General features: G+C 68.2%; 19 protein-coding genes. 12 read left to right on the forward strand and 7 right to left on the reverse strand.

The window, feature by feature from the left end; translation table 11 throughout:
- The first annotated feature begins 144 nt into the window (after window positions 1–144).
- The 4 genes from ACOJB8_RS22035 (at window position 145) to ACOJB8_RS22050 (ending at window position 2893) form a co-directional block, all read left to right on the forward strand.
- Window positions 145–915: an alpha/beta fold hydrolase gene (locus tag ACOJB8_RS22035; protein ID WP_475014187.1), complete on the forward strand. Its 771-nt coding sequence runs from the start codon at window positions 145–147 to the stop codon at window positions 913–915.
- Window positions 916–1056: 141 nt separating this feature from the next.
- Window positions 1057–1533, forward strand: a complete 477-nt coding sequence (locus tag ACOJB8_RS22040; RefSeq protein ID WP_069265790.1) for a carboxymuconolactone decarboxylase family protein — start codon at window positions 1057–1059, stop codon at window positions 1531–1533.
- Window positions 1530–2387 carry a sigma-70 family RNA polymerase sigma factor gene (locus ACOJB8_RS22045; RefSeq protein ID WP_342949063.1) on the forward strand — a complete coding sequence of 286 codons (858 nt, stop codon included), beginning with the start codon at window positions 1530–1532 and terminating at the stop codon, window positions 2385–2387. Before ACOJB8_RS22040 ends, ACOJB8_RS22045 begins: the two co-directional genes overlap by 4 nt.
- Window positions 2388–2485: 98 nt before the next feature.
- Window positions 2486–2893 carry a DUF2000 family protein gene (locus ACOJB8_RS22050; RefSeq protein WP_368683389.1) on the forward strand — a complete coding sequence of 136 codons (408 nt, stop codon included), beginning with the start codon at window positions 2486–2488 and terminating at the stop codon, window positions 2891–2893.
- A 16-nt stretch (window positions 2894–2909) separates the two neighbouring features.
- On the opposite strand, the gene ACOJB8_RS22055 is transcribed toward ACOJB8_RS22050, so the two are convergent.
- From ACOJB8_RS22055 to ACOJB8_RS22070, 4 genes are all read right to left on the reverse strand, one after another.
- A complete protein-coding gene (locus ACOJB8_RS22055) occupies window positions 2910–4712 on the reverse strand; it encodes a chloride channel protein (protein WP_475014189.1) in 1803 nt (600 codons plus the stop codon).
- A gap of 12 nt (window positions 4713–4724) precedes the next feature.
- On the reverse strand, window positions 4725–5138 hold the full coding sequence (locus tag ACOJB8_RS22060) for a MarR family winged helix-turn-helix transcriptional regulator (protein ID WP_368729276.1): 414 nt from the start codon (window positions 5136–5138) through the stop codon (window positions 4725–4727).
- Window positions 5139–5258: 120 nt separating this feature from the next.
- Complete coding sequence (locus ACOJB8_RS22065) at window positions 5259–6416, reverse strand: HPP family protein (protein ID WP_475014191.1); 1158 nt, start codon at window positions 6414–6416, stop codon at window positions 5259–5261.
- A 277-nt stretch (window positions 6417–6693) separates the two neighbouring features.
- Entirely contained in the window at window positions 6694–7299 is a 606-nt protein-coding gene (locus tag ACOJB8_RS22070) for a hypothetical protein (RefSeq protein WP_475014193.1), read from the reverse strand.
- Between the two features lie 258 nt (window positions 7300–7557).
- Between ACOJB8_RS22070 and ACOJB8_RS22075 the strand changes: the two genes are divergently transcribed.
- Complete coding sequence (locus tag ACOJB8_RS22075; protein WP_475014195.1) at window positions 7558–11136, forward strand: indolepyruvate ferredoxin oxidoreductase family protein; 3579 nt, start codon at window positions 7558–7560, stop codon at window positions 11134–11136.
- A gap of 15 nt (window positions 11137–11151) precedes the next feature.
- On the opposite strand, the gene ACOJB8_RS22080 is transcribed toward ACOJB8_RS22075, so the two are convergent.
- The 3 genes from ACOJB8_RS22080 to ACOJB8_RS22090 all read right to left on the reverse strand — a co-directional run bounded on the left by ACOJB8_RS22080 (window position 11152) and on the right by ACOJB8_RS22090 (window position 13199).
- Complete coding sequence (locus tag ACOJB8_RS22080) at window positions 11152–11910, reverse strand: glycosyltransferase family 2 protein (RefSeq protein ID WP_342949057.1); 759 nt, start codon at window positions 11908–11910, stop codon at window positions 11152–11154.
- 240 nt (window positions 11911–12150) lie between these two features.
- On the reverse strand, window positions 12151–12867 hold the full coding sequence (gene fabG / locus ACOJB8_RS22085) for a 3-oxoacyl-ACP reductase FabG (protein ID WP_368683394.1): 717 nt from the start codon (window positions 12865–12867) through the stop codon (window positions 12151–12153).
- A gap of 71 nt (window positions 12868–12938) precedes the next feature.
- Window positions 12939–13199: a phosphopantetheine-binding protein gene (locus ACOJB8_RS22090; RefSeq protein ID WP_069265977.1), complete on the reverse strand. Its 261-nt coding sequence runs from the start codon at window positions 13197–13199 to the stop codon at window positions 12939–12941.
- Window positions 13200–13726: 527 nt separating this feature from the next.
- Here ACOJB8_RS22090 and ACOJB8_RS22095 point away from each other — a divergent pair.
- From ACOJB8_RS22095 to ACOJB8_RS22125, 7 genes are all read left to right on the forward strand, one after another.
- A complete protein-coding gene (locus tag ACOJB8_RS22095; RefSeq protein ID WP_406951992.1) occupies window positions 13727–14383 on the forward strand; it encodes a COG4648 family protein in 657 nt (218 codons plus the stop codon).
- Window positions 14384–14451: 68 nt separating this feature from the next.
- Window positions 14452–16191 carry an AMP-binding protein gene (locus tag ACOJB8_RS22100; protein WP_475014330.1) on the forward strand — a complete coding sequence of 580 codons (1740 nt, stop codon included), beginning with the start codon at window positions 14452–14454 and terminating at the stop codon, window positions 16189–16191.
- Window positions 16188–17231, forward strand: a complete 1044-nt coding sequence (locus tag ACOJB8_RS22105) for an LpxL/LpxP family acyltransferase (protein ID WP_141710723.1) — start codon at window positions 16188–16190, stop codon at window positions 17229–17231. The genes ACOJB8_RS22100 and ACOJB8_RS22105 overlap by 4 nt, the downstream gene beginning before the upstream one ends.
- A complete protein-coding gene (locus ACOJB8_RS22110) occupies window positions 17228–17881 on the forward strand; it encodes an outer membrane lipoprotein carrier protein LolA (protein ID WP_475014197.1) in 654 nt (217 codons plus the stop codon). Before ACOJB8_RS22105 ends, ACOJB8_RS22110 begins: the two co-directional genes overlap by 4 nt.
- On the forward strand, window positions 17881–20424 hold the full coding sequence (locus ACOJB8_RS22115; RefSeq protein ID WP_475014199.1) for an MMPL family transporter: 2544 nt from the start codon (window positions 17881–17883) through the stop codon (window positions 20422–20424). The genes ACOJB8_RS22110 and ACOJB8_RS22115 overlap by 1 nt, the downstream gene beginning before the upstream one ends.
- A complete protein-coding gene (locus ACOJB8_RS22120) occupies window positions 20421–21281 on the forward strand; it encodes a polysaccharide deacetylase family protein (RefSeq protein ID WP_475014201.1) in 861 nt (286 codons plus the stop codon). The genes ACOJB8_RS22115 and ACOJB8_RS22120 overlap by 4 nt, the downstream gene beginning before the upstream one ends.
- A gap of 30 nt (window positions 21282–21311) precedes the next feature.
- Window positions 21312–22517 carry a beta-ketoacyl-[acyl-carrier-protein] synthase family protein gene (locus ACOJB8_RS22125; RefSeq protein ID WP_475014203.1) on the forward strand — a complete coding sequence of 402 codons (1206 nt, stop codon included), beginning with the start codon at window positions 21312–21314 and terminating at the stop codon, window positions 22515–22517.
- Window position 22518 lies beyond the last annotated feature (1 nt).

Genomic DNA, 22518 nt, shown 5'->3' on the forward strand with positions numbered 1-22518 from the left:
CGACAGCTTACGCGGAGCGGGAGCCCATTGCCACCCCCAAGCCCCTGCAAAATTTTTCTTGCTCCTAAGCCATCCTACTAGTAGGATGGCTGCATCGAACAGGCGACGCCCTGTCGAGCCCTCAAAATCACCTGGAGCATGAAAATGAAGATTTCCTCATACGTCACCCGCATGGCCGCCGCCGTTGCCCTTTGCGCCGCCGCGCTCGGCTCGCAGGCCGCCACGGCCGCACCGGTCAAGAACATCGTGCTCGTGCACGGCTACTTCGCCGACGGTTCGGGCTGGCAGGCCGTGTCGAAGATCCTCACGCGCGACGGCTATAAGGTGTCCGTCGTGCAGGAGCCGGAAACGTCCTTCGACGACGACGTGAAGGCGACGACCCGCGTGATCGACGCCCAGGACGGCCCGAGCATCCTCGTCGGCCACAGCTACGGCGGCGCGGTCGTGACCGAGGCGGGGAATGACGAGAAGGTCGCGGGTCTCGTCTATGTGGCCGCGTTCCAGCCCGATACGGGAGAATCGCCGCTCGAACTGACGAAGAAGACGCCGCCGGCCACCCAGGCGATCAAGGCCACCGCCGACGGCCACCTGTATATCGACCCGGCGAATTTCCACGAGGATTTCGCCGCCGACCTGCCCGCCGCCGAGGCCCGCTTCATGGCCATCTCGCAGGTCACGCCCGCAGCGCAGTCATTCGGCGTTCCGATCGCGCACGCCGCCTGGCGAACGAAACCGAGCTGGGCCGTCGTGGCGACGGCGGACCGCGCGATCAATCCCGATCTGGAACGCTTCATGACCCAGCGCGCAGGCAGCAAGACGGTCGAGATCAATTCGAGCCACGTGGTCTACATGTCGCATCCGGCGGAAGTGGCGAAGGTCATCGAGCAAGCCGCCGCGCAGTCGGCCAAAGAGTGATGCAGCGTGACGAGCCGCCTCCGGCCGTGATACCGGCCGAGGCGGCGCAATTGTCGCTAACGAACTTTTTTCGCCCCAATGTCACACGCGGCCCAGGCTGTCTCGTCATGTCATGGCAACCCAACCGAAAGGAGATGCAACATGACTGCCAAGCTCGACCTGTTCGCCGCCGCCCCGACCCTGATGAAGTCCTGGATGGGCACTTCGCTCGCCGTGTCCGGGAGCCTCGAGCCGAGCCTCATTGCGCTGGTGGAGGTGCGCGCGTCGCAAATCAACGGCTGCGCGAATTGTCTTAACATGCATACCGCCCACGCTCGCGAGGAAGGCGAGACCGAACAGCGTCTCTACCTGCTTTCCGCGTGGAAAGAAGCGCCTTGCTATACCGACCGCGAACGCGCGGCGCTCGGCTGGACCGACGCCCTCACGCGCCTTTCCGAAGGTCATGTGCTGGAGGAGGCACGCGCGGCGCTCACCGACCACTTTACCGAGGAGGAGCAGGTGAAGCTCACGCTGATGATCAATGTGATCAACGGTTGGAACCGCCTTGCGGTCGGCTTCGGCCTGTGGGTCGATCCGGCGGCGGCGAAGGCCATGGCCAGGAAGATGGTTGCCGCATGACGGACGCTGGCCTCACGGACGCCGCGGCGAGTTTCGATCCGCTGCGGCGCAAGCTGATCCGCGTGGCGTACCGCATGCTCGGCTCGGTCGCCGACGCCGAGGACATCGTGCAGGACGCGTTCATCCGCTGGGCGGACGTGGAGCGCGACGAGGTGCGCGTGCCCGAGGCGTTCCTGCGTCGCATGGTGATGCGCATGTGCCTCGACCAGCTCAAATCGGCGCGGCATCAGCGCGAAACCTATGTCGGTCCGTGGCTGCCCGACCCGGTCGTCGAAGAGGACGAGCAGGAGGACGTCACGCTGCCGCTCATGCTCGCGCTCGAACGCCTCTCGCCGCTGGAGCGCGCGGCGTTCCTGCTGCACGACGTGTTCGGGCTCGAGTTCGACGAAGTCGCGGCCACGATCGGGCGCGAGAGCGCCGCATGCCGCCAGCTCGCGGCGCGCGCCCGCACTCATGTGCGAGAGGCGCGCCCGCGTTTTCATGTGGAGAAAGCGCGCGGCCTCGAGCTGGCGCAGGCGTTCTTCGCGGCGTCGCGCAGCGGCGACATGAGCGCGCTGGGCGCCATGCTTGCCGATGACGTGAGCCTGCACGCGGACGGCGGCGGCAAGCGCCCGGCGATCGGCCGCCCGGTGTTCGGCTTCGAGAGTGTGATGAAGCTGCATGCGCAGCTAGCCGACCTGTTCCGCAAGAATGGCTCGACTTTCGTGCGCGCGGGTTTCATCAACGGCCTGCCCGGTTTCGTCTCGCGCGAGGCCGATGGCGAGTTGCAGACCACCGCGCTCGAGATCGAAGACGGCAAGGTCACGGCCATTTACGTGATGCGCAATCCGGACAAGCTGCGGCATCTGCACTGAGATGTGCGGCTTCCGGGCGACCCAAGCCGCCGTGCACAAACATTCCAGACTTGCAGCGGCGTTTCGAGGATCATGACTGCCTCGAAAAAGGAGGCAGCATGTTCGATACGAAAGTCGCGCTGGTCGTGCGGGAAAACCTCGCGGTCTGGCAGAAGCTCAATGTGACCGCGTTTCTCGCCACGGGCATTGCGGCGGCGGTGCCCGAAGCGCTTGGCGAGCCCTACGAAGACGCGCGCGGGCAACGCTACGGCAGGATGCTGGGCCAGCCGATGATGATCTATGGCGCCGATGTCGGGGGATTGCAGGCGGCGATGCGGCGCGGCGTTTCGCGCGAACTCACGATCGTGCCGTATGTGCACGCCATGTTCTCGACGGGCCACGACGCGGCGAACCGCGAGGTTTTTCGCGCCGAGGACCCGGAGAATCCCGATCTGGTGGGAATCGCGTTATACGGCCCGAAGAACGCGGTCGACAAGGCCGTGAAGGGGCTGGCGCTGCATCAGTAGACGCGCGCCGTTTCCATCACCCCGCCTTGCGCACCGGCGGAAAGCGCCGCTTGCCGTTGCCCACGGGAATGCGGCGGAAGCGCTCCTTTTTGTGCTCTTCCTCGAAGTGCGCAAGCGAGAGCTTGACGAGGTCGCTGCGCGAGACGATGCCCACGAGCCGCCGCGATTCGCGGTCGGCAACCACGGGCAGGCGTTCGAGCCCGTGAATCGCGAGGCGCGTGGCAACCTGCCGGCAGGTTTCCGCGGGGAGCGCCATGTCGGGGGAACGTTGCGCGAGCAACGAGCCGAGTGGCGTGTCGAGGGCTTCGGTCGCGGCGCTCGCGCGCACGGCGTCGAGCATCGCGCGATCCACCACACCGAGCACCGCGCCGTCGCGCAGCACCGGGAAGGCGCGGCGCTGCTGGGTCGAACCGAAATAGCGGTCGAGGGCGTCGCGCACGGTGACGTTCGCGTCGATCGTATCGACGGTGCGGGTCATCACTTCATCGACGTAATGGCGTTCGAGCGGATCGACGCCGTACTCGCGATAGATGTGATAACCGCGGCGCGCGATCTTTTCGGTCATGATCGAGCGCTTCATGACGACCGTCGCGAAGCCGTGCGCCACCAGCGTGGCCGTGAGCAGCGGCAGCAGCGCATTGGTATCGTGCGTGAGGCCGAACGCGAACACGATGGCCGTGAGCGGCGCGCCGAGCGTGGCGCCGAGCGTCGCCGCCATGCACACGAGCGGCCACAGCGCCGGGTCGCTGCCGGGCAGCACGTGGCTCAACACCGAGCCGAGCCCGGCGCCGAGCATGAGCAGCGGGGCGAGCACGCCGCCCGAGGTGCCGGAGCCGAGCGCCACGACCCAGATCACGGCTTTCACCACCAGAATCGCAATGGCGACCTGAAGAACGATGTGCTGATGCAGCAGATCGCCGATCACGTCGTAGCCCACGCCGAGCGCGCGCGGCTCGATGAAGCCGCCGATGCCCACCACGAGCCCGCCGATGGCCGGCCACCACGACCAGTGCAGCGGCAGATGGCCGAACAGGTCCTCGACCTTGTAGAGCGCCGCCGACAGCCCCGACGCGAGCGCGCCAGCCAGCAGCCCTGCGATGATGCACGAGAAGAGCGCCACGGCGTGCGGCGGCGGGGTCTGCATGGGAAAGAGCGGCGCCGTGCCGAAGAACACGGAGCGCGCGAAGCCGGCCACCGCGCACGCGAGCGCCACCGGCAGGAAGCTGCGCGGGCGCCATTCGAACAGCAGCAGTTCGACGGCGAGCAGCACGGCCGCGACCGGCGTGCCGAACACGGCGGTCATGCCCGCGGCCGCGCCCGCCACGAGGAGCGTCTTGCGCTCGGCCGAGGTGACGCGCACGCACTGCGCGAGCAGCGAGCCGAGCGCGCCGCCCGTCATGATGATCGGGCCTTCCGCGCCGAACGGGCCGCCGCTGCCGATCACGATGCCCGACGAAAGCGGCTTGAGCACGGCCACCTTCGGCGACATCTTGCTCTTGCCGAACAGAATGGCTTCGATGGCTTCGGGAATGCCGTGGCCGCGAATTTTCTCGGAGCCGAAGCGCGCCATCATCCCGACGATTAGTCCGCCAATCACCGGCACGACGATGACCCACGGCCCCAGCGTGTTGAGCGCGGGCGAGCGGTCGGCGAACGAGAACTGGCCGAAGAAGAACAGGTTCGTGAACCAGTGGATCAGGCTCAGCAGCACGAACGCCGCGAGCGTGGCCAGTGCGCCAATCACGGCGGCCAGCGCGCTGATGCCGGGCAGGCGTGCGTTCGCCGAGAAGTCGCGCTTGTGGGAATCGTCGGAATGCATGGTGAGCAGGCCCTAAAGATCGATACGCGGAATGGTGAATGCGCCCTCGAGCGACTTCAACTCGGCGCGATGCAGTTCGGCCAGGCGCGCGAGCAGCTTTTCGCCGGCAGCGAGCAAATGCACTTCCACCTGGCGCCGGTCGCGCTCGCTCACGCGGCGTTCGACGAGTTCGATCGCCTCGCAGCGCGAGACGAGCGCCACCACGCCGTGATGCTGCGCCTGCAAACGCTCGGCCAACTCGCCGATGGTCGCCCACGTGCGGCCGGGGTAACCCTTCACATGCAGCAGCAACAGGTATTGCAACGGCGTGATGCCCTCGGCCTGCGCGGCCTGCTCCGAGAAGCGCTCGAAGCGGCGCATCTGGTAGCGAAATTCGGACAGCTGTTCAAAGTCGACCTTGTCGAGGTCGCGCGCGCTTTTTTTCATCGGGAGTCCCTGGAACGGTTTAGTCTCCTAATATATCACGATGTGACATTTCTTCCCGAAAACGCCCGTCACATCGGCATGCGGCCAGGTGTATGGCCGCGATTCTGGCCGCCAAGCGGTTCAGGCCGGTGCCTGCTGCGGCGTCTTCGCCTGGTGATAGAGCCCCGAGATCAAATCGGCCTGCGTGATGATGCCCGCGAGCCGGTGGTCGTGATCGACCACCGGCACATGGTGGTGCCCGCGGCCCGCAAAAATACGCACGAGTTCGACGATCGGCGTCGTGTTCGCGACGGTCAGCACATGCGTGGTCATCAGCGTGCCGACACTCTGGCCGGACTCTGCGTGCGGCCGGAACAGGCGCGCAATCGCGTAAAGCATGAGACGCAGCGGATGCCGTTCGCGCCCGTCGTCGGCGAGGTCGGCGCGCGTGACGATGCCTTTCACCTGGTGATGCGCGTCCACCACGGGCAGTGCCTTCACATCGTGGCGCTTGAGCAGCGAGCGCGCTTCGCCCACGGTCGTCGCGGGCGTGATGCTCACCACGTTGGCCGACATGACGTCGGCGCAGGTCAGTTCGCCGAAGCTGCGCGCGTAGGCGCGGATCTCGGCGTCCTGGAGCACGGCTTCCAGGTCGTCGGTGTCGATGTCGAGCATTTCGTCGCGCTCGCGCAGCACGGCTTCGAGGTCGGCACGCGTGAAACCGGCTTGCGCGGGGACGGGGCCGGCCACCCGCGGGCGCCGCGCGGCATGCGGATAGCGATGCCCCGTGGCGGCGTGATAGACGAGCGCGCCGCCGAGCAGCAGGAACGACTGCAGCGCGACGGGCACGAATACGAACTCATAGCCGAGCGCATGCACGGCCGGGCCGCCCAGCACCGCGGTCAGCGCGACCGCGCCTGAGGGCGGATGCACGCAGCGCAGCGTAAACATCGCGACGATGGCCACGGCGATGGCCACGGCGGCGGCCGGCACGGGGTCATGGATCCACATCGCCGCGGTCACGCCCACGGTGGCGGAAACGAGGTTGCCGCCGATGATCGACCAGGGCTGCGCGAGCGGGCTGGCGGGGACGCCGAACAGCAGCACGGCGGAGGCGCCCATCGGGGCGATCAGGTACGGAATGCCCGCATCGCCGCCAGGCAGCCGGTGCGCGAGCGCCCCAGTCAGCGCGATGCCGACCAGCGCACCGCCGCCCGAGCGCAGACGCTCGCGCCATGTGATGGTGACCCTGGAAGGGGTGAAGCGGGTGAGCCAGCGAAGGACCTTGAAGCGTGACACGATTCGGAGCGGAAACGGATGGGGAGCGCAGACGGCTCGGCGCCGCCCAAAGAATAGGGATTATATCGCAATATGATATATATCGCGTCACTTAGTCGCGGCGATGTTGTACCGAGGATGCGCTTCGGGCAGGAATTTTTGGGGACGCAACCGTAACCGCGCGGCGGGCGGCGGCAGGTGAGGCAAGGTGAGGAGGCGCCGCCAGAGGGGCGGCGGCGCATTTTAGGCCGGCCAGTGAACGTTGGCCGCCGGTTCGAACTTCAAGTTTTAGCCAGCCTTAACCGGCATGCGGCGGCTGACCCGCGAAACGCGGCGCGGGAGCGGCGTTGGGATGGCCGTCGGGGTGGCGGTGATGGCCGGCATTGGCGTTGGCGCTGGCGTTCGCGTTGCGGTTCGGTGCGGGCGGCGGGCGATGTTGGGCGGTGTGCGCCGGCGGATGCCCGCCCGGCTGGGGCCGGTATCCATGCGGCGGCGTGCCGTGCGGCTGCATCGTCACGCGCACGCGCTGGGGCTCGGACATGTGCGCATGTTGCATCGGCAGATGGCCTTCGTTATGCGCCATCACCACGCGCAGTTCCGCGCGGCGGTGCAGGACTTCGCCGCGCAGGTCGCCGCGGCCGTAGTAGCGGCGCTGGCGGTGGCCGTCCGGCCCCACGATCCAGATATACGTGCCGCCGCCGGCGTAGACCACGTCGCGGTCGAGCACGACCGAAACGTAGGCGTCGTACGGTTGCGGCACATAAACGGGTTGTGCGACGACGACAGGCGGGGGCGGCGGCGGGGGAGCGACAACCACGGTCGTGGGGCGCGCGGGGGCGGTGGCGACTCGGGGGCTCGAGACGCAGCCGCTGATCAGCAGGGTTGCGGCCAGGGTTCCGAACAAGACAGATGCAGATGGCAGGGCGCGTGGTTTCGCGTGCAAGCGGGACTCCGGAATGAGTGGTTGCTGGTCCCGTGTGTTAACGGCAAATGCCCGAGGCGCTTGAGCAAGCGCCCGTCGACGCGGGGATTGCTGCGCGCCCAGCCATCCGTTTTTCGCATACCGGTGTTCCCAATTTGTGATTTTACGATGGCATATCGGCTTCCTATACTCGCCCGGAAAACGTACCGATGAAGTACCGATTCCGGAGACAGCCCCGCCATGAACGCCCCAGACCGTGCCGCCGTAGACGCTGCATCGCTAGCCGCATCCGTTTCGCTCGACGATAAATATACGCTAGAAAAGGGCCGCGTGTACATCAGCGGCACCCAGGCGCTGGTACGCCTGCCCATGCTGCAAAAGGCGCGCGACCGCAAGGCCGGCCTGAATACCGCGGGCTTCGTCTCGGGCTATCGCGGCTCGCCGCTCGGCGCGCTCGACCAGTCGCTCTGGAAGGCGAAAAAGCACCTCCAGGCCCACGACGTCGTGTTCCAGCCCGGCGTGAACGAAGACCTCGCCGCCACCGCCGTGTGGGGCACGCAGCAGATCAATCTCTGGCCCGGCGCGCAGCGCGACGGCGTGTTCGGCATGTGGTACGGCAAGGGCCCCGGCGTCGACCGCACCGGCGACGTGTTCAAGCACGCCAACTCCGCGGGCAGCGACGCGCGCGGCGGCGTGCTCGTGCTCGCGGGCGACGACCATGCGGCGAAGTCGTCGTCGGTCGCGCACCAGTCCGAGCACGCGCTCATCGCGGCGGGCATTCCCGTGCTCTATCCCGCGAACGTGCAGGAATATCTCGACTACGGTTTGCACGGCTGGGCCATGAGCCGCTACTCCGGCTTGTGGGTCGCCATGAAGTGCGTGACCGACGTGATCGAATCGACCGCGTCGATCGACCTGGACCCGGATCGCGTGGCAATCGTCACGCCCGCCGACTACACCATGCCCGAAGGCGGGCTCAATATCCGCTGGCCCGACACGCCGCTCGCCCAGGAAGCGCGCCTGCTTGACGAGAAGTGGTACGCCGCGCTCGCCTATGTGCGCGCGAACCGCCTGAACCGCGTGGTGATCGATTCGCCGCGCGCGCGCTTTGGCCTCATGACCGCGGGCAAGGCGTATCTCGACGTGCGCCAGGCGCTCACCGACCTCGGTCTCGACGACGAAACCTGCGCGCAGATCGGCGTGCGCGTGCTCAAGGTGGGCTGTGTGTGGCCGCTCGACGCGCAGGACGCGCGCGGCTTCGCCACCGGGCTCGAAGAAATTCTCGTGGTGGAGGAAAAGCGCCAGATTCTCGAATACGCGCTCAAGGAAGAGCTCTACAACTGGCGCGAAGACGTGCGTCCCAAGATCTACGGCAAGTTCGACGAGCGCGACAACGAAGGCGGCGAATGGTCGGTGCCGCGCGGCAACTGGCTGCTGCCCGCGCACTACGAACTCTCGCCCGCACTGATCGCCAAGGCCATTGCGCGTCGTCTCGCGCGCGCCGACGTGCCCGAGGAAGTCCGCGCACGTATGCTCGCGCGCGTGGCGATCATCGAGGCGAAGGAACGCGAGGCAGCGAAGCCGCGCGTGACGGTGGAGCGCAAGCCGTGGTTCTGCTCGGGCTGTCCGCACAACACCTCGACGAATGTGCCCGAAGGCTCGCGTGCGCTGGCGGGCATCGGCTGCCACTACATGTCGATGTGGATGGACCGCAAGACTGAAACGTTCAGCCAGATGGGCGGCGAGGGCGTGGCGTGGCTCGGCCAGATGCATTTCTCGGGCGACAGGCACGTGTTCGTGAATCTCGGCGACGGCACGTACTTTCACTCAGGACTGCTGGCGATTCGCGCGGCCATCGCATCGAACGCCAACATCACCTACAAGATTCTCTACAACGACGCGGTGGCGATGACGGGTGGCCAGCCCGTGGACGGCGTGCTCACCGTGCCGCAGATCGCGCATCAGGTGCATGCCGAAGGCGCGAAGCGCATCGTCATCGTCACGGACGAGCCGCAAAAATACGACGCAAAGATCGCATTGCCGGCAGGCGTGGATGTTCATCATCGCGACCAGCTCGACAGCGTGCAGCGCACGTTGCGCGAAATCGCCGGCACCACCGTGCTGATCTACGACCAGACCTGCGCCACCGAAAAGCGCCGTCGCCGCAAGCGCGGCGCCTATCCCGACCCGGCGCGCCGCGCGTTCATCAACGACGCCGTGTGCGAGGGCTGCGGCGACTGCTCGGTGCAATCGAACTGCCTGTCCGTCGAGCCGCTCGACACGCCGCTCGGCACGAAGCGCAAGATCAACCAGTCGTCGTGCAACAAGGACTTTTCGTGCGTGAAGGGCTTTTGCCCGAGCTTCGTGACGGCCGAGGGCGCGCAGTTGCGCAAGCCGCGCGCGGCGAACGTGTCCAGCGCCGCATCGATCGATTTCGACGCGCTGCCCATGCCGGTGCTCCCGCAACTGGCGAAGCCTTACGGCATCCTCGTGACGGGCGTGGGCGGCACGGGTGTCGTGACCATCGGCGGCCTGATCGGCATGGCCGCGCATCTTGCAGGCAAGGGCGTGACCGTGCTCGACATGGCCGGGCTCGCGCAAAAGGGCGGCGCCGTGCTGAGCCACGTGCAGGTGGCGGCGACGCCCGCCGCCTTGCACGCCACGCGCATCGCCACGGGCGAGGCGCGCCTCGTGATCGGCTGCGATGCGATCGTCTCCGCTTCGGGCGACGTGCTCTCGCGCACCCAGCATGGCGTGACGGTCGCGGCGATCAACAGCGGCGCGACGCCGACCGCGGAATTCGTCAAGAATCCGAAGTGGACGTTTCCGGGCGCGCAAACCGAGGCTGAACTGCGTGCGAGCATCGGCGAGGGCTGTGCGTTCGTGGACGCCAATGCGCTCGCGCTGGCCTTGCTCGGCGACACGATCTACAGCAATCCGCTGCTGCTGGGCTATGCGTGGCAAAAGGGTTGGCTGCCGCTCGAACTCGCGCATCTGCGCCGCGCGATCGAACTCAACGCCGTGGCCGTGGAGAAGAACCAGCAGGCGTTCAACTCGGGCCGCTACGTCGCGCATCATGGCGAGGCGTTCGTGCGCGCGCTCACCAGGACGCAGGCAGAGCCGCAAGCCGTCGTTCTGCGCATGCCCGAATCGCTCGACAAGGTGATCGCCGCGCGCGAAGCGCTGCTCACGGCGTATCAGAACGCCGCCTATGCGCAGCAGTATCGCCGCGTGGTCGAGCGCATTCGCGTGAAAGAGACAGCGCTTGGCTGCGACGCGAAGCTGCCGCTCACGCGCGCCGTTGCCGTGAATCTCGCGAAGCTCATGGCCTACAAGGACGAATACGAGGTCGCGCGTCTTTACGCCGATCCCGCGTATCTGCAGAAGCTGCGTGAGCAGTTCGAAGGCGAGCCGGGACGCGACTACAAGCTGAACTTCTGGCTCGCGCCGCCGCTCTTCGCGAAGCGCGACGAGCACGGTCATCTCGTGAAGCGCCGTTTCGGTCCGTGGGTGCTGCCGGTGTTGCGCACGCTGGCCCGCATGAAGGGGCTGCGCGGGACGGCGTTCGACGTGTTCGGCAAGACCGGAGAGCGTCGCGACGAACGCCGCTCGATTGCGCAATACGTCGCGCTCGTGGACGAATTCTGCGCGAGCCTCGACGCCCAGCGCCTGCCTGTCGCGCTGCAGCTCGCGGCGCTGCCCGACGAGATTCGCGGCTTCGGCCACGTCAAGGCGCACAATCTCGCGGCGGCCGGCAAAAAGCAGGAGCGCTTGCTGGCCGACTACCGCACGCCCGCTACGCAGCGCGCCACGGCGTAACGAGCCAAGCAGCGATCAGGGCAACAGGCGCCTGCCGAGCAAGCGCGGCAGGCGCAGCGCGAACCCGCTCACGAGCCGCAGATGCATGCCCGCGAGCAGCAGGTTGTCGCGCACGTAGTTGAAATGCGAGACCCCGCCTTCATCGGCGCCGAAGTAACGCACCGGCGCTTCGATCTGGATGGGCCGCACGCCGGCCCAGCACAGGCGCACGGCGGCTTCGGGATCGAAGTCGAAGCGGCGCATCCACGTCTGGCGGTGCATGATCGCCTTCAGTGGCGCGATCGGGTACACGCGAAAGCCGTATAGCGAATCGCCAATGCCGGCCCACAGCGTCTCGAAGTCGGCGAAGAAGTTCGACAGGCGTCGTCCCTGCACGCGCAGTTGCGGCGCGCTCGCGTCGAACTTCGGCAGGCCCAGCACCATGGCGTCGGGCGCGGCCTGCGAGGCGGCCATGAATTCGGGAATCAGCGCGGCGGGGTGCTGGCCGTCGGAGTCCATCGTCAGCACGTGGGTGAATCCGCGCGCCGCGGCGGCTTCGAGCCCCGCGAGCACCGCGCCGCCCTTGCCCCGGTTGTCGGGCAGCACGATGACGTGCAGGCCGGGGTCGTCGTTGGCCATGGCCTGCAGGCGCGCGGCGCTGCCGTCCGTGCTGCCGTCCACCACGACCCACACGGGGTTCCATTGCGCACGTGCGCCGCGCACGGTTTCGTCGAGCTTGGCGCCCGGGTTGTAGCTCGGGATCAGGACGAGATGCGTGGACGAAGGCGTGGCCATGGCAGCGGGTGCCTCGACAGCGTGAGATCCTGAAAAAATTCTAGGTCGCGCCGCTGCGCGCGCATAACCGCCCGGGCGGACGTCCGGCGCATCGTGCGCGGGGACGTCGTATCCGGATGCCTCGGCGCTCGCGCCCGTGCTGGTGCCGGGCGCGGAGCGCGACTGCCGCTTTGCGTCGAAGGGTTGCACAGACACTCGTATTTCCTCAGAGGATGCAGCAGCGGAAAACGCGCCGCGTGTTCAAGCCAGGCCGCCGTTGATCGAGAGCACTTGCCCTGTCACATAGGCGGCCGCGTCGGACACCAGGTACGCCACCATGCCCGCGACTTCCTCGGGCTGGCCGGCGCGCTGCGCGGGCACGAGCTGCTTGATGCGCTCGGCGGGAAACGCGTGCTCCGCCATGGGCGAAGCGATGATACCGGGCGCCACGGCGTTCACCGTGATGCCGCGCGAGGCCAGCTCCAGCGAGAGCGATTTCGTTGCGCCGATCAGCCCGGCCTTCGCGGCCGCGTAGTTCGCCTGGCCGCGATTGCCCATCACGCCCGCGAGCGAGGCGATGTTGACGATGCGCCCGTGGCGCGTACGGATCATCGGCATGAGGAGCGGCTGGGTCACGTTGAAAAAGCCGTTGAGCGAGACGTCGATCACGCGGCGCCATTGCTCCCGGCGCATGCCCACCAAGGGCGCGTCGTCGTGAATGCCCGCGTTGTTCACCAGGATCTGCACGGGCGCTTCGTCCACGAGCCGCGCGAGCGCGGCTTGGGCCGCGTCGGCGTCGGTCACGTCGAAGGCGATGGCGTGCGCGCTGCCGCCCGCCGCGACGATGCGCTGCGCGACGGCTTCGGCCTCGGCCAGACGCCGGTTCGCGTGCACCCAGACCTCGTGGCCCGCCTGCGCGAGCGCCACGCTGATGGCCTGCCCGAGTGCGCCGCTGCCGCCTGTCACGAGTGCACGCATGGGTTTTCCTCCCTCAATCCTGGCCAGGTCCTGGCCTGCGCCGGCAGTCATGGCACTACGCGCCGCGCACGTCAGCGCACCCGGTGCGCCGCGACGTAGGCGGCCAGCGAGCCGAGCGTCGCGAAGATCTTTTCGTTTTCCGGATTGTCCGAGCGCAGCTCGAAGCCGTACTTCTTCGAGATCAGCAGCGCAATTTCCAGGATGTCGATCGAGTCGAGCCCGAAGCCTTCGCCGTAGAGCGGAGTGTCGGCGCCCACTTCGTCGAGCGAGACATCTTCGAGATTCAGCTCTTTCACGATCTGCGTGGCGAGCTCTTGTTCCAGTGCGTTCATCATGCGTGGGCTCTCCGGGCGTGCGGGCCGAAAGCGCCGGCCACCCGTTTTTAGGGTTCGTTTGATGTAAAAGTTACCAGGATTCTAAGTGAAGGGTATCGGTGCGTATACCGTGCTCCCAGCCGAAAGGGTTACAGAGGGTCGGTGCCAGGCGCCGCCCTTTTTTGGGATCGGAACGCGCGAGACGCTTGCACGGCTTCGGGCCTGTCTGGATCCGACAAAAACCCCGCCTGACGCGATTCCGAACATTCAGTTACAAACCGGCATCCGGCAGGACAGGTGATCGGGTCCCGCCAATCTTAAAATGTGCGTGCCTGACCATAGTTGCAAGAAACCGGCCCGATACTTGCGTTTCTTAAGAGGATTCGGGGCGCTTGCCTTACCCTACGATTCACTTACGAGTCCATTTGCGATATTTGCCAGATGCCCTCTTTGCTTAGCCAGACCGCCCTGGGTCGCACCGGGGCCGACCGCCCGCCGGCGCCCTGCGCACGGCCCTCTGGCGCGCGCGTGCGCGGAGGCGGGCAATGAGCGCCGTGGCTGCGGCGGCGCGCGCGGCGCTTGGAGTGGCGGCTGTGGCCGCCTGGCAAATCGGCGCGCACTACGCGGTCGCGACGCCCGGCGCGCACGGCTTCGGCCTGGCCATGGCGCTCGTGCCCCCGCTCGCGATCGCGCTGGCCGCCGCCGCGCGTTCGCCGCGCCGGGCGTGGCTGCTGCCGCTGTGGACGCTCGTGGTGCTCACGCTGTGGTTCATGCGCACGCCGCTTGCTTGGCACTTTGAGTGGGGACTGTATCTGGAGCATGTGAGCTTCAACCTCGCGATGGCGCTGCTGTTTGGGCGCACGCTCGCGGCGGGGCGCGTGCCGCTTTGCACGCAGTTCGCGTCGATGATCCACGGCGGCGCGCTGACGCCGTCCGTCGCGCGCTATACGCGCCAGATCACGCTCGCATGGACGCTCTTTTTCGTCGCGATTGCCGGCGTTTCGACGCTGATGTTCGCGGTTGCACCGATCGTCGCGTGGTCGACGTTCGCCAACTATCTGGCGTTGCCGCTCGTGGCGGTGATGTTCGTCGCCGAGCACGCATGCCGGCGTTTCGTGCTGCCCGGCGAGGCGAATGCCGGCATGCTCGACGCGATTCGCGCATACCGGCAGACGACCCAGGCGCACGCGGAGCATTCCTGATCATGGACGCCGCTCGCCAGCCTGAATCAAAGCAGGGAACAACGCAGGAATCCGTATTGACTGAAGTTATGCAGACTCATCCGCTCGTTTTTCATACGTCGCCCGATCAGGTCATGGCCTGGCGCGACGGCGCGCCCGTTACGGTGCGCGCGTTCCTCGCCGATGTCACGCGTGTGGCCGCGGCACTGCCGGCGGGCGGCCACGTATTCAACGTCTGCCGCGATCGCTACCGCTTTACTGTGGGCCTGTGCGCGGCGCTCGTCTCTGGCCGCGTCAGCCTGCTGCCCTCGACGCAGACGCCGGAAACGGTGCGCCAGCTCGCCTCGTTCGCACCCGACGCGTTCTGCTTGCACGACGCGCCCGATTGCGCCATCGACCTGCCGCGTTTCGCGTATCCCGAAGCCCGGCAGGAAGCCGACGGGCACGCGCCGTTCGCCGTCCCGCGGATCGACGCCTCGCGCGTCGCGGCCTACGTTTTCACGTCGGGGTCCACCGGCGCGCCGGTGCCGCATGCCAAGACGTGGGGCGTGCTGGTGGCGGGCGTGCGCGCGTCGGCCGAGCGGCACGGCCTGCTCGCCGCGCGCGACTGCACGATCGTCGGCACGGTGCCGCCGCAGCACATGTATGGCTTCGAAGTGACCGTGCTCCTGCCGCTGATCGGTGGCTTCGCCTTCAGCAACCGGCTGCCGTTCTATCCCGTCGATATCCGCGACGAACTCGAAGCCGTGCCGCACCCGCGCGTGCTCGTGACCTCGCCGATCCATTTGCGCGCGCTGCTCGCCACCGATCACGCGCTGCCGCCGGCCGAGCTGGTGCTCTCCGCCACCGCGCCGCTCTCGGAAAAGCTCGCGCTCGAAGCGGAAACGCGCCTGAAGGCGCCGCTCGTCGAAATCTACGGCAGCACCGAAACCGGCCAGATCGCGACGCGCCGCACCGCGAAGGGCGCAACGTGGCAACTGTTCCCGCAGGTTCGCTTCGAAGCGCGCGCAAGCGCGGTCCAGGACGACGAAGGCCCCACGATGTGGGTTTCGGGCGGCCACGTGGAAGAGCCGGTGCCGATGGGCGACGCCATCGAACTGCTCGACGCGCAGCGTTTCCTGCTGCACGGGCGCAAGGCGGACCTCATCAACATCGCGGGCAAGCGGACCTCGCTCGCCTACCTCAACCATCAGCTCAACGCCATTCCTGGCGTGGTGGACGGCGTGTTCTTCATGCCAGCGCACCTCGAGCACGATGCGCATACGGGACACGACATCGTGCAGCGCCTCGTCGCGCTCGTGGTCGCGCCCACGCTCACGCTTGCCGATCTGCAGCGCGCGCTGCGCGAGCGCATCGATCGCGCGTTTCTGCCGCGTCCGCTGCTGTTCGTCGATTCCCTGCCGCGCAACGACACCGGCAAGCTGCCGCACGATGTGCTCGCGGCGTTCGTCGCGCGGCAGATGCGCGGCGGCCTCGCGCCGGCCGCGCGGGAAGCGGGCGACGCTCTATCCGAACCCGCAACCACGCTTTCGTTCGCGATTCCCGCCGATCATCCCGCGCTGCCGGGCCACTTCCCGGGTCACCCGATCGTGCCCGGCGTCGTGCTGCTCGATCACGCCATCGACGCGATCGGCGACGCGCTGAACCGGCCGTTCACCACGTTCAAGCTCAGCACCGCGAAATTCCTGAGCCCGGCCGCGCCTGGCGAAACGCTCGACCTCGCCTGGGACGCGGCGGCGAGCGGCGCGATCCGCTTCACGCTGCGCGCGGGCGCGCGCGATGTCGCGAGCGGCGTCATCAGCGACGAAAAAACCGGAGCGCAGCCATGACGAAGCGCACCGACTGGGCGAACCAGCAGGAGCGCAGCAATACGCTGCTCCTGCGCATCATGACGTGGCTCTCGCTGCGCCTCGGCCGCCGCGCGGGCCGCGTGCTGCTGCATTTGATCGCCCTGTATTTCGTGCTGTTTTCGCCGCGCGCGTGCGCCGCCTCGCGCGACTACCTGCGCCGCGTGCTGGGCCGCCCGGCGCACTGGCGCGATATCTACCGCCACGTGTTTACATTCGCGTCGACGATTCACGACCGCATCTACCTGGCGAACGCGCGCTTCGACATGTTCGATATCCGCCCGCACGGCCATACGCTCGTGGACGAGACGCTCGCCAAGGGGCGCGGCGTGTTCCTGATGGGCGCGCATCTCGGCAGCTTCGAGATCGTGCGCGCGCTCGGCCGCACGCGGCCCGACCTGCGCGTGGTCGTGACGATGTACGAAGAGAACGCGCAGAAGATCAACGCGACGCTCGCCGCCGTGAATCCCGCGGCGAAGCCCGAAGTGATCGGGCTCGGCCAGGTTGGCTCGATGCTGAAGGTGCACGAGCGTCTCGACCAGAACTGCATGGTGGGTATGCTCGCGGACCGCACGCTGCTCGCCGACGACGCCGCCACCATGCGCCGCATGGCGTTTCTCGGCGAACCGGCGGCGTTCCCGCTCGGGCCGCTCTACATGGCCGCGATGCTCAAGCGCCCGGTACTGTTCATGACGGGCCTGTATCGCGGCGGCAATCGCTACGACGTGCACTTCGAAACGCTGGCGGACTTCACCGACGTGCCGCGCGAGTCGCGCCAGCGCGCCATCGACGCGGCGCTCGTGCGCTACGTGACCCTGCTCGATCGCTATTGCCGCCTGGCGCCGTACAACTGGTTCAACTACTACGACTTCTGGCAGGGCGGCAGGCAGGGCGCGATGGTTGGCGCAACGGCATCGGCAACTGCGGCGGCGAGCACTGCAGCGCGTGCGCCGGCCACGGTGCGCCGCCGCGAGACGCGCCCCCATGCCGAGCTACCCGTGCACGAGGTGACCGACGCATGAGCGCGAACCGCCGTTGCGCAACCTTGCGCGCGCGCTGCCAGCGTGCGCTGGCGAGCGCCGCTTTCCTCGCCGCTTCCGTCATGACGGCGGCCGCGCCCGCCGCGCCGGCACAGGCCGCCGAAACCGCGCAGCCCGCGTGGACGCTCGACCGCCTGATGTCCACGCTCGCGCAGCGCAAGTCCGGCCGCGCGAGCTTCACCGAGACGAAGTACCTCTCGATCGCGACACAGCCCGTGGAGTCGTCGGGCGAACTCGTGTTCGTCGCGCCCGATCATCTGGAAAAGATCACGCAGAACCCGAAGCCCGAGCACCTCGTGGTGGACGGCGACATGCTCACCGTGCAGCGCGAGAACCACAAGTACACGCTGGCGCTCGCGCGCTATCCGGAACTGGGCGCGTTCATCGAGAGCATCCGCGCGACGCTCGCAGGCAACCGCTTCGCGCTGGAGCAGGTGTACAAGGTCGCGCTCACGGGTGAGGGCGACGACTGGACGCTCACGCTCACGCCGCTCGACTCGCGCATGCGCAAGGTAGTGAGCACCATCACGATCGACGGCACGCGCGACGCGATGCGCAGCGTCGCGATCCAGCAGGCAGACGGCGATCATTCGGTGATGCGCCTGCATGCCCTTTCCGCGGACGCGAACTGATGGACCCGCGCGCCCATCCGGTCCTTGCGCGCGGCGTCGCGCTCGTGCAGCGTCGCGCCGTTGCGGTGTGGCTGCTGTGCCTCGTCGCGTGCGCGGTGGCGATCGGCCGCGCGAACTTCACCGCCGATCTCTCGGCGTTTCTGCCGCGCTCGCCGAGCCCCACGCAGCAAGTGCTCGTCGATCAACTGCGCGACGGGCTGGCGTCCCGGCTCATTCTGATCGGCATCGACGGCGGCTACGAGAGCACGCGCGCGGAGCTTTCGCGCCGCGTGGCGGCGAGCCTGCGCGCCGACCCGCAATTCGTGGCGATCCACAACGGCTCGGGCCAGAACGACGCGCGCGACGAGCAGTTCATGTTCGCCCACCGCTATGTGCTGAGCCCCGCGGTCACGCCGCAACACTTCACGGAACAAGGGCTGCACGAAGCGCTGGGCGAGAGCCTCGATCTGCTGACTTCGTCGGCGGGGCTGGTTGCCAAGGACCTGCTGCCGCGCGACCCGACGGGCGAAGTGGCGGCGATGGTCGGCCAGCTCGATAGCGCGGCGCAGCCTGCGAGCCGCGGCGGCGTTTGGGCCTCGCGCGACGGCCGGCGCGCCGTGCTGGTGGCGCAAACGGCGGCCGCCGGCTCCGACACGGACGCCCAGTCCCGCGCCATCGACGCCGTGCGCGCCGCTTTTGCCGCCGCCACGCGCACCTTGCCCAATGCTTCGGCCTACCAGGTATCGCTGACGGGGCCGGGCGTGTTCGGGGTCGCCACGCGCGACGCGATTCGCCACGACGTGGAACGCCTCTCCACCCTGAGCCTCGTGCTGATCGTCGCGCTGCTGCTCACGCTGTACCATTCGCCGCGCACGCTGGGGCTCGGGCTCCTGCCGGTGTTCTCGGGTGTGGCGGTGGGCATTGCGACGGTTTCGCTCGTGTTCGGCACGGTGCATGGCTTGACGCTCGGCTTCGGCACGACGCTGATGGGCGAGGCGGTGGACTACTCGATCTATCTGTTCGTGCAGTCGTCGCAGGGTGGCCCCCGCGGCGCGCCTCAGGGCCGCGAGTCGATGCGCGCATGGCTCGCCGCTTACTGGCCGACCATCCGCCTTGGCGTGCTGACGTCGGTGTGCGGCTTCGCGACGATGCTGTTCTCGGGCTTCCCCGGCCTCGTGCAACTCGGGCTCTATTCGATCGCGGGCCTCGTGAGCGCCGCGCTCGTCACGCGATTCGTGCTGCCGCAACTGTCGGGCGGCGCAGTCGCGATCCGCGATGTGTCGCGTATCGGCGCGGCGCTCGCGCGCCTGGCGCACGCCGCACCGCGCCTGCGTTGGCCGCTCGCGGCGCTCGTGCTCGCCGCGCTCGCGTCGCTCTGGCTGCATCGCGACGACCTCTGGAGCCACGAGCTTGCCGCCTTGAGCCCCGTGCCCGCCGCGAGCCAGGCGCTCGACACGCGCCTGCGCGCGGACGTGGGCGCGCCCGACGTGCGCTATCTCGTGGTGATTCCGGCCGCGAGCGAGCAGGCCGCGCTCGAAGGCGCGGAGAAGGTCGGCGCGCAGTTGGAGCCGCTCGTCGAGCGTGGTGTGCTGGGCGGCTTCGAGAGCCCCGCGCGCTACCTGCCGAGCGACGCCACCCAGCGTGCACGCCTCGCGAGCCTGCCCGGCAAGGACGTGCTCACGGCGCGCCTGCAGGAGGCGCTCAGGAACCAGCCGGTGGATGTGAGGCCCGACGCCTTCGCGCCGTTCCTCGCCGACGTCGAGGCGGCGCGCAACGCGCCGCTCGTCACGCGCGCGGACCTCAAGGGCACGTCGATGGCGCTCGCCGTCGATGCGCTCCTGACCCAGCGCGACGGCCAGTGGAGCGCCATGCTCGCCTTGCGCGCGCCGCGCCATTCACAAGGCGCGCAGGCCGTGAATACGCCGAGCCTCGACGCCAGCTCCGTGAGCGGCGCCGTCGCCCGTGCGAACGTGCCGGGCGCGCTCTTCGTCGACATGAAGGCCGAAGCCGACCGCATGTACGTGGACTACGTGCACGAAGACATTCGCCTCTCGCTCGCGGGTTTCGCCGTCATCGTCGTGCTGCTGGTGTTCGCGCTGCGCTCGTTCTCGCGTGCGGCGAGGGCGCTCGCGCCGCTCGTCGCGGCGGTGCTGGTCGTGGCGGCGGGATTCGCGCTGGCAGGCGTGTCGCTCACCATTCTGCACCTGGTCGGGATGCTGCTCATCGTCGCGGTGGGCTCGAACTATGCACTGTTCTTTTGCAAGCGCGACGACGAAGCGGGCATCACGCCGCGCACGCTCGTCTCGTTGCTCGTCGCCAATCTCGCGACGGTGGCAGGCTTCGGCCTGCTCTCGCTGTCTCATGTGCCACTGCTCGAAACGTTCGGGCTGACGGTGGGGCCGGGCGCGATGCTCGCGCTCGTGTTCGCGGCGATTCTCGCGCCGCCGCTCGTGCACAGCAGCGACGAGGCGCGCGTGGCCGCCGATACGCCTGAGCAGCAGCGGCCGGCTCGCCCGCGTACCGAACGCGCGCAGATGACCCACCCGCACGGAGGCCGCGCATGAATTCGGCTTCGTTGCGCGCTACGCATGCGACGCCCGCGTCCGCCACGGCGCGCCGCTGGAGGCCGTCGCCGTTCATAAGCGGCGCGGCGGCGCTGCACGCGGGAGCGGCCGCCGCCGTGGCCGCGCAGCCGCACGCGTGGCCGTGGGCCGCGGGCAGCGTGGTCGCGTCGCATCTCGCGCTGATCGCCGCGGGCCTGTGGCCGCGCAGCGCGTTGCTCGGCCCGAACTGGACGCGCCTGCCCGAGCACGCGGGGCAGCGCATCGCGCTCACCATCGACGATGGCCCGGACCCCGAAGTGACACCGCGCGTGCTCGACTTACTCGACCACTTCGAAGTTCGCGCAACCTTCTTCTGCATCGGCGATCTCGCGCGACGCCACCCGCATCTGGTCGAAGCGATCGTGGCGCGCGGCCATGCCGTCGAGAACCATAGCCAGCGCCATCGGCATACGTTTTCAGTTTCGGGGCCCATCGTGATGAAGCGCGAGATCGAGGCGGCGCAGCGCACGCTTGCCGAAATCGCGGGGACGCCGCCGCGCTTTTTCCGCGCACCGGCGGGCCTGCGCAATCCGTTCCTCGAGCCGGTGCTGTGCGGCCTCGGCCTGCACCTCGCGAGCTGGACGCGGCGCGGCTTCGACACCCGCGCGAAAGAGGCCGGGACGGTCACGCACCGCCTGCTCGACGGCCTGGCTGCGCGCGACATCCTGCTCGTGCACGACGGCCACGCGGCGCGCGACGCAAGCGGCCAGCCGCTCGTGCTCGACGTGCTGCCGCCGCTCCTGCGCGCCGCCGCCGAACGCCAGCTGCAGTGGACCACACTGCGCGCGTGCCTCGACGGCGAAGCCGGTCAACCCTGATTCCACCGCTGCGCAAACGGAACGACTGACGTGAAACCACTGATCCTTTCGCATTTCACCGCTACCAGCTGCCTCGGGCGCGGGCTCGACGCGACGCTCGACGCGCTGCGCGGCAAGCGCGGGGGCCTCGCGCGCTGCGACTTCGCGCGCGCGGACCTCGATACGTGGATTGGCGAAGTGGCGGGCCTCGAGAGCGAGACGCTACGCGCCGACCTCGCGGACTATGCGTGCCGCAACCACCGTCTCGCGCAGATCGGCTTCACGCAGGACGGTTTCGCCGAACACATTCGGGCCGCCGTCGCGCGCTATGGCGCCGAGCGGGTGGGCGTGTTCGTCGGCACCAGCACCTCGGGCATTCTCGAAACCGAAAACGCCTACCGGCAGCGGGACCTGGAAAGCGGCGCGCTCAAGCCGGGCTTTCACTACGCGCAGACGCACAACCCGTTCGCGCTGGCCTCGTTCGTGCGCGCCTATTTTGGCCTGCGCGGCCCGGCCACGTCGATTTCTTCCGCCTGTTCCTCGGGCGCGAAGGTGTTTGGCTCCGCGCGCCGCATGATCGAGGCGGGGCTGATCGATGCGGCCGTGGTGGGCGGCGTCGATTCGCTCTGCCTGACGACGCTATACGGTTTCAACTCGCTCGAACTGCTTTCGCGCGATCCGTGCCGCCCGTTCGACGTGAACCGCAACGGCATTTCGATTGGCGAGGCCGCGGCGTTCGCCTTCCTCGAGCGCACGCCCGACACGCTGGACGACGACGCCATCCTCCTGCTCGGCGTGGGCGAATCGAGCGACGCGCATCACATGTCGTCGCCGCATCCCGAAGGGCTCGGCGCGCGCGCCGCGATGGCGCAGGCGCTTTCCACCGCGGGCGTGGCCCCAGACGAAATCGGTTACATCAATCTGCATGGCACGGCCACGCCAAGCAACGACGTCGCTGAAAGCCGCGCGATCAACGCACTGTTCGAGCGCACGCCATGCAGCTCGACCAAGGGCGCGACGGGGCATACGCTCGGCGCGGCGGGTGCGCTCGAAGCCGTGATCGCGGCGCTCGCGCTGCGCCATCGTTTCGTGCCCGCCGGCGTCAACACCACGCAGCCTGACGCCGCGCTCGGCCTCGACTACGTGCTGGAAAGCCGCGAAGCGCAAGTCGGCGCCGCACTCAGCAATTCATTCGGTTTTGGCGGCACGAACTGCAGCCTCCTGTTCGGGCGCGCGGACCGCGCACATCACGGATGAC

It is taken from the genome of Paraburkholderia sp. BR10141, from assembly GCF_056155635.1.

What these genes read in the sequence shown, in the direction of transcription:
- ACOJB8_RS22100 (WP_475014330.1), top strand. Translation starts at nt 14,452, where the DNA reads ATGCAGACTCATCCGCTCGTTTTTCATACGTCGCCCGATCAGGTCATG.
- ACOJB8_RS22095 (WP_406951992.1), top strand. Translation starts at nt 13,727, where the DNA reads ATGAGCGCCGTGGCTGCGGCGGCGCGCGCGGCGCTTGGAGTGGCGGCT.
- ACOJB8_RS22055 (WP_475014189.1), bottom strand. Translation starts at nt 4,712, where the DNA reads ATGCATTCCGACGATTCCCACAAGCGCGACTTCTCGGCGAACGCACGC.
- fabG (WP_368683394.1), bottom strand. Translation starts at nt 12,867, where the DNA reads ATGCGTGCACTCGTGACAGGCGGCAGCGGCGCACTCGGGCAGGCCATC.
- ACOJB8_RS22045 (WP_342949063.1), top strand. Translation starts at nt 1,530, where the DNA reads ATGACGGACGCTGGCCTCACGGACGCCGCGGCGAGTTTCGATCCGCTG.
- ACOJB8_RS22090 (WP_069265977.1), bottom strand. Translation starts at nt 13,199, where the DNA reads ATGAACGCACTGGAACAAGAGCTCGCCACGCAGATCGTGAAAGAGCTG.
- ACOJB8_RS22050 (WP_368683389.1), top strand. Translation starts at nt 2,486, where the DNA reads ATGTTCGATACGAAAGTCGCGCTGGTCGTGCGGGAAAACCTCGCGGTC.
- ACOJB8_RS22115 (WP_475014199.1), top strand. Translation starts at nt 17,881, where the DNA reads ATGGACCCGCGCGCCCATCCGGTCCTTGCGCGCGGCGTCGCGCTCGTG.
- ACOJB8_RS22075 (WP_475014195.1), top strand. Translation starts at nt 7,558, where the DNA reads ATGAACGCCCCAGACCGTGCCGCCGTAGACGCTGCATCGCTAGCCGCA.
- ACOJB8_RS22105 (WP_141710723.1), top strand. Translation starts at nt 16,188, where the DNA reads ATGACGAAGCGCACCGACTGGGCGAACCAGCAGGAGCGCAGCAATACG.
- ACOJB8_RS22060 (WP_368729276.1), bottom strand. Translation starts at nt 5,138, where the DNA reads ATGAAAAAAAGCGCGCGCGACCTCGACAAGGTCGACTTTGAACAGCTG.
- ACOJB8_RS22040 (WP_069265790.1), top strand. Translation starts at nt 1,057, where the DNA reads ATGACTGCCAAGCTCGACCTGTTCGCCGCCGCCCCGACCCTGATGAAG.
- ACOJB8_RS22110 (WP_475014197.1), top strand. Translation starts at nt 17,228, where the DNA reads ATGAGCGCGAACCGCCGTTGCGCAACCTTGCGCGCGCGCTGCCAGCGT.
- ACOJB8_RS22035 (WP_475014187.1), top strand. Translation starts at nt 145, where the DNA reads ATGAAGATTTCCTCATACGTCACCCGCATGGCCGCCGCCGTTGCCCTT.
- ACOJB8_RS22080 (WP_342949057.1), bottom strand. Translation starts at nt 11,910, where the DNA reads ATGGCCACGCCTTCGTCCACGCATCTCGTCCTGATCCCGAGCTACAAC.
- ACOJB8_RS22120 (WP_475014201.1), top strand. Translation starts at nt 20,421, where the DNA reads ATGAATTCGGCTTCGTTGCGCGCTACGCATGCGACGCCCGCGTCCGCC.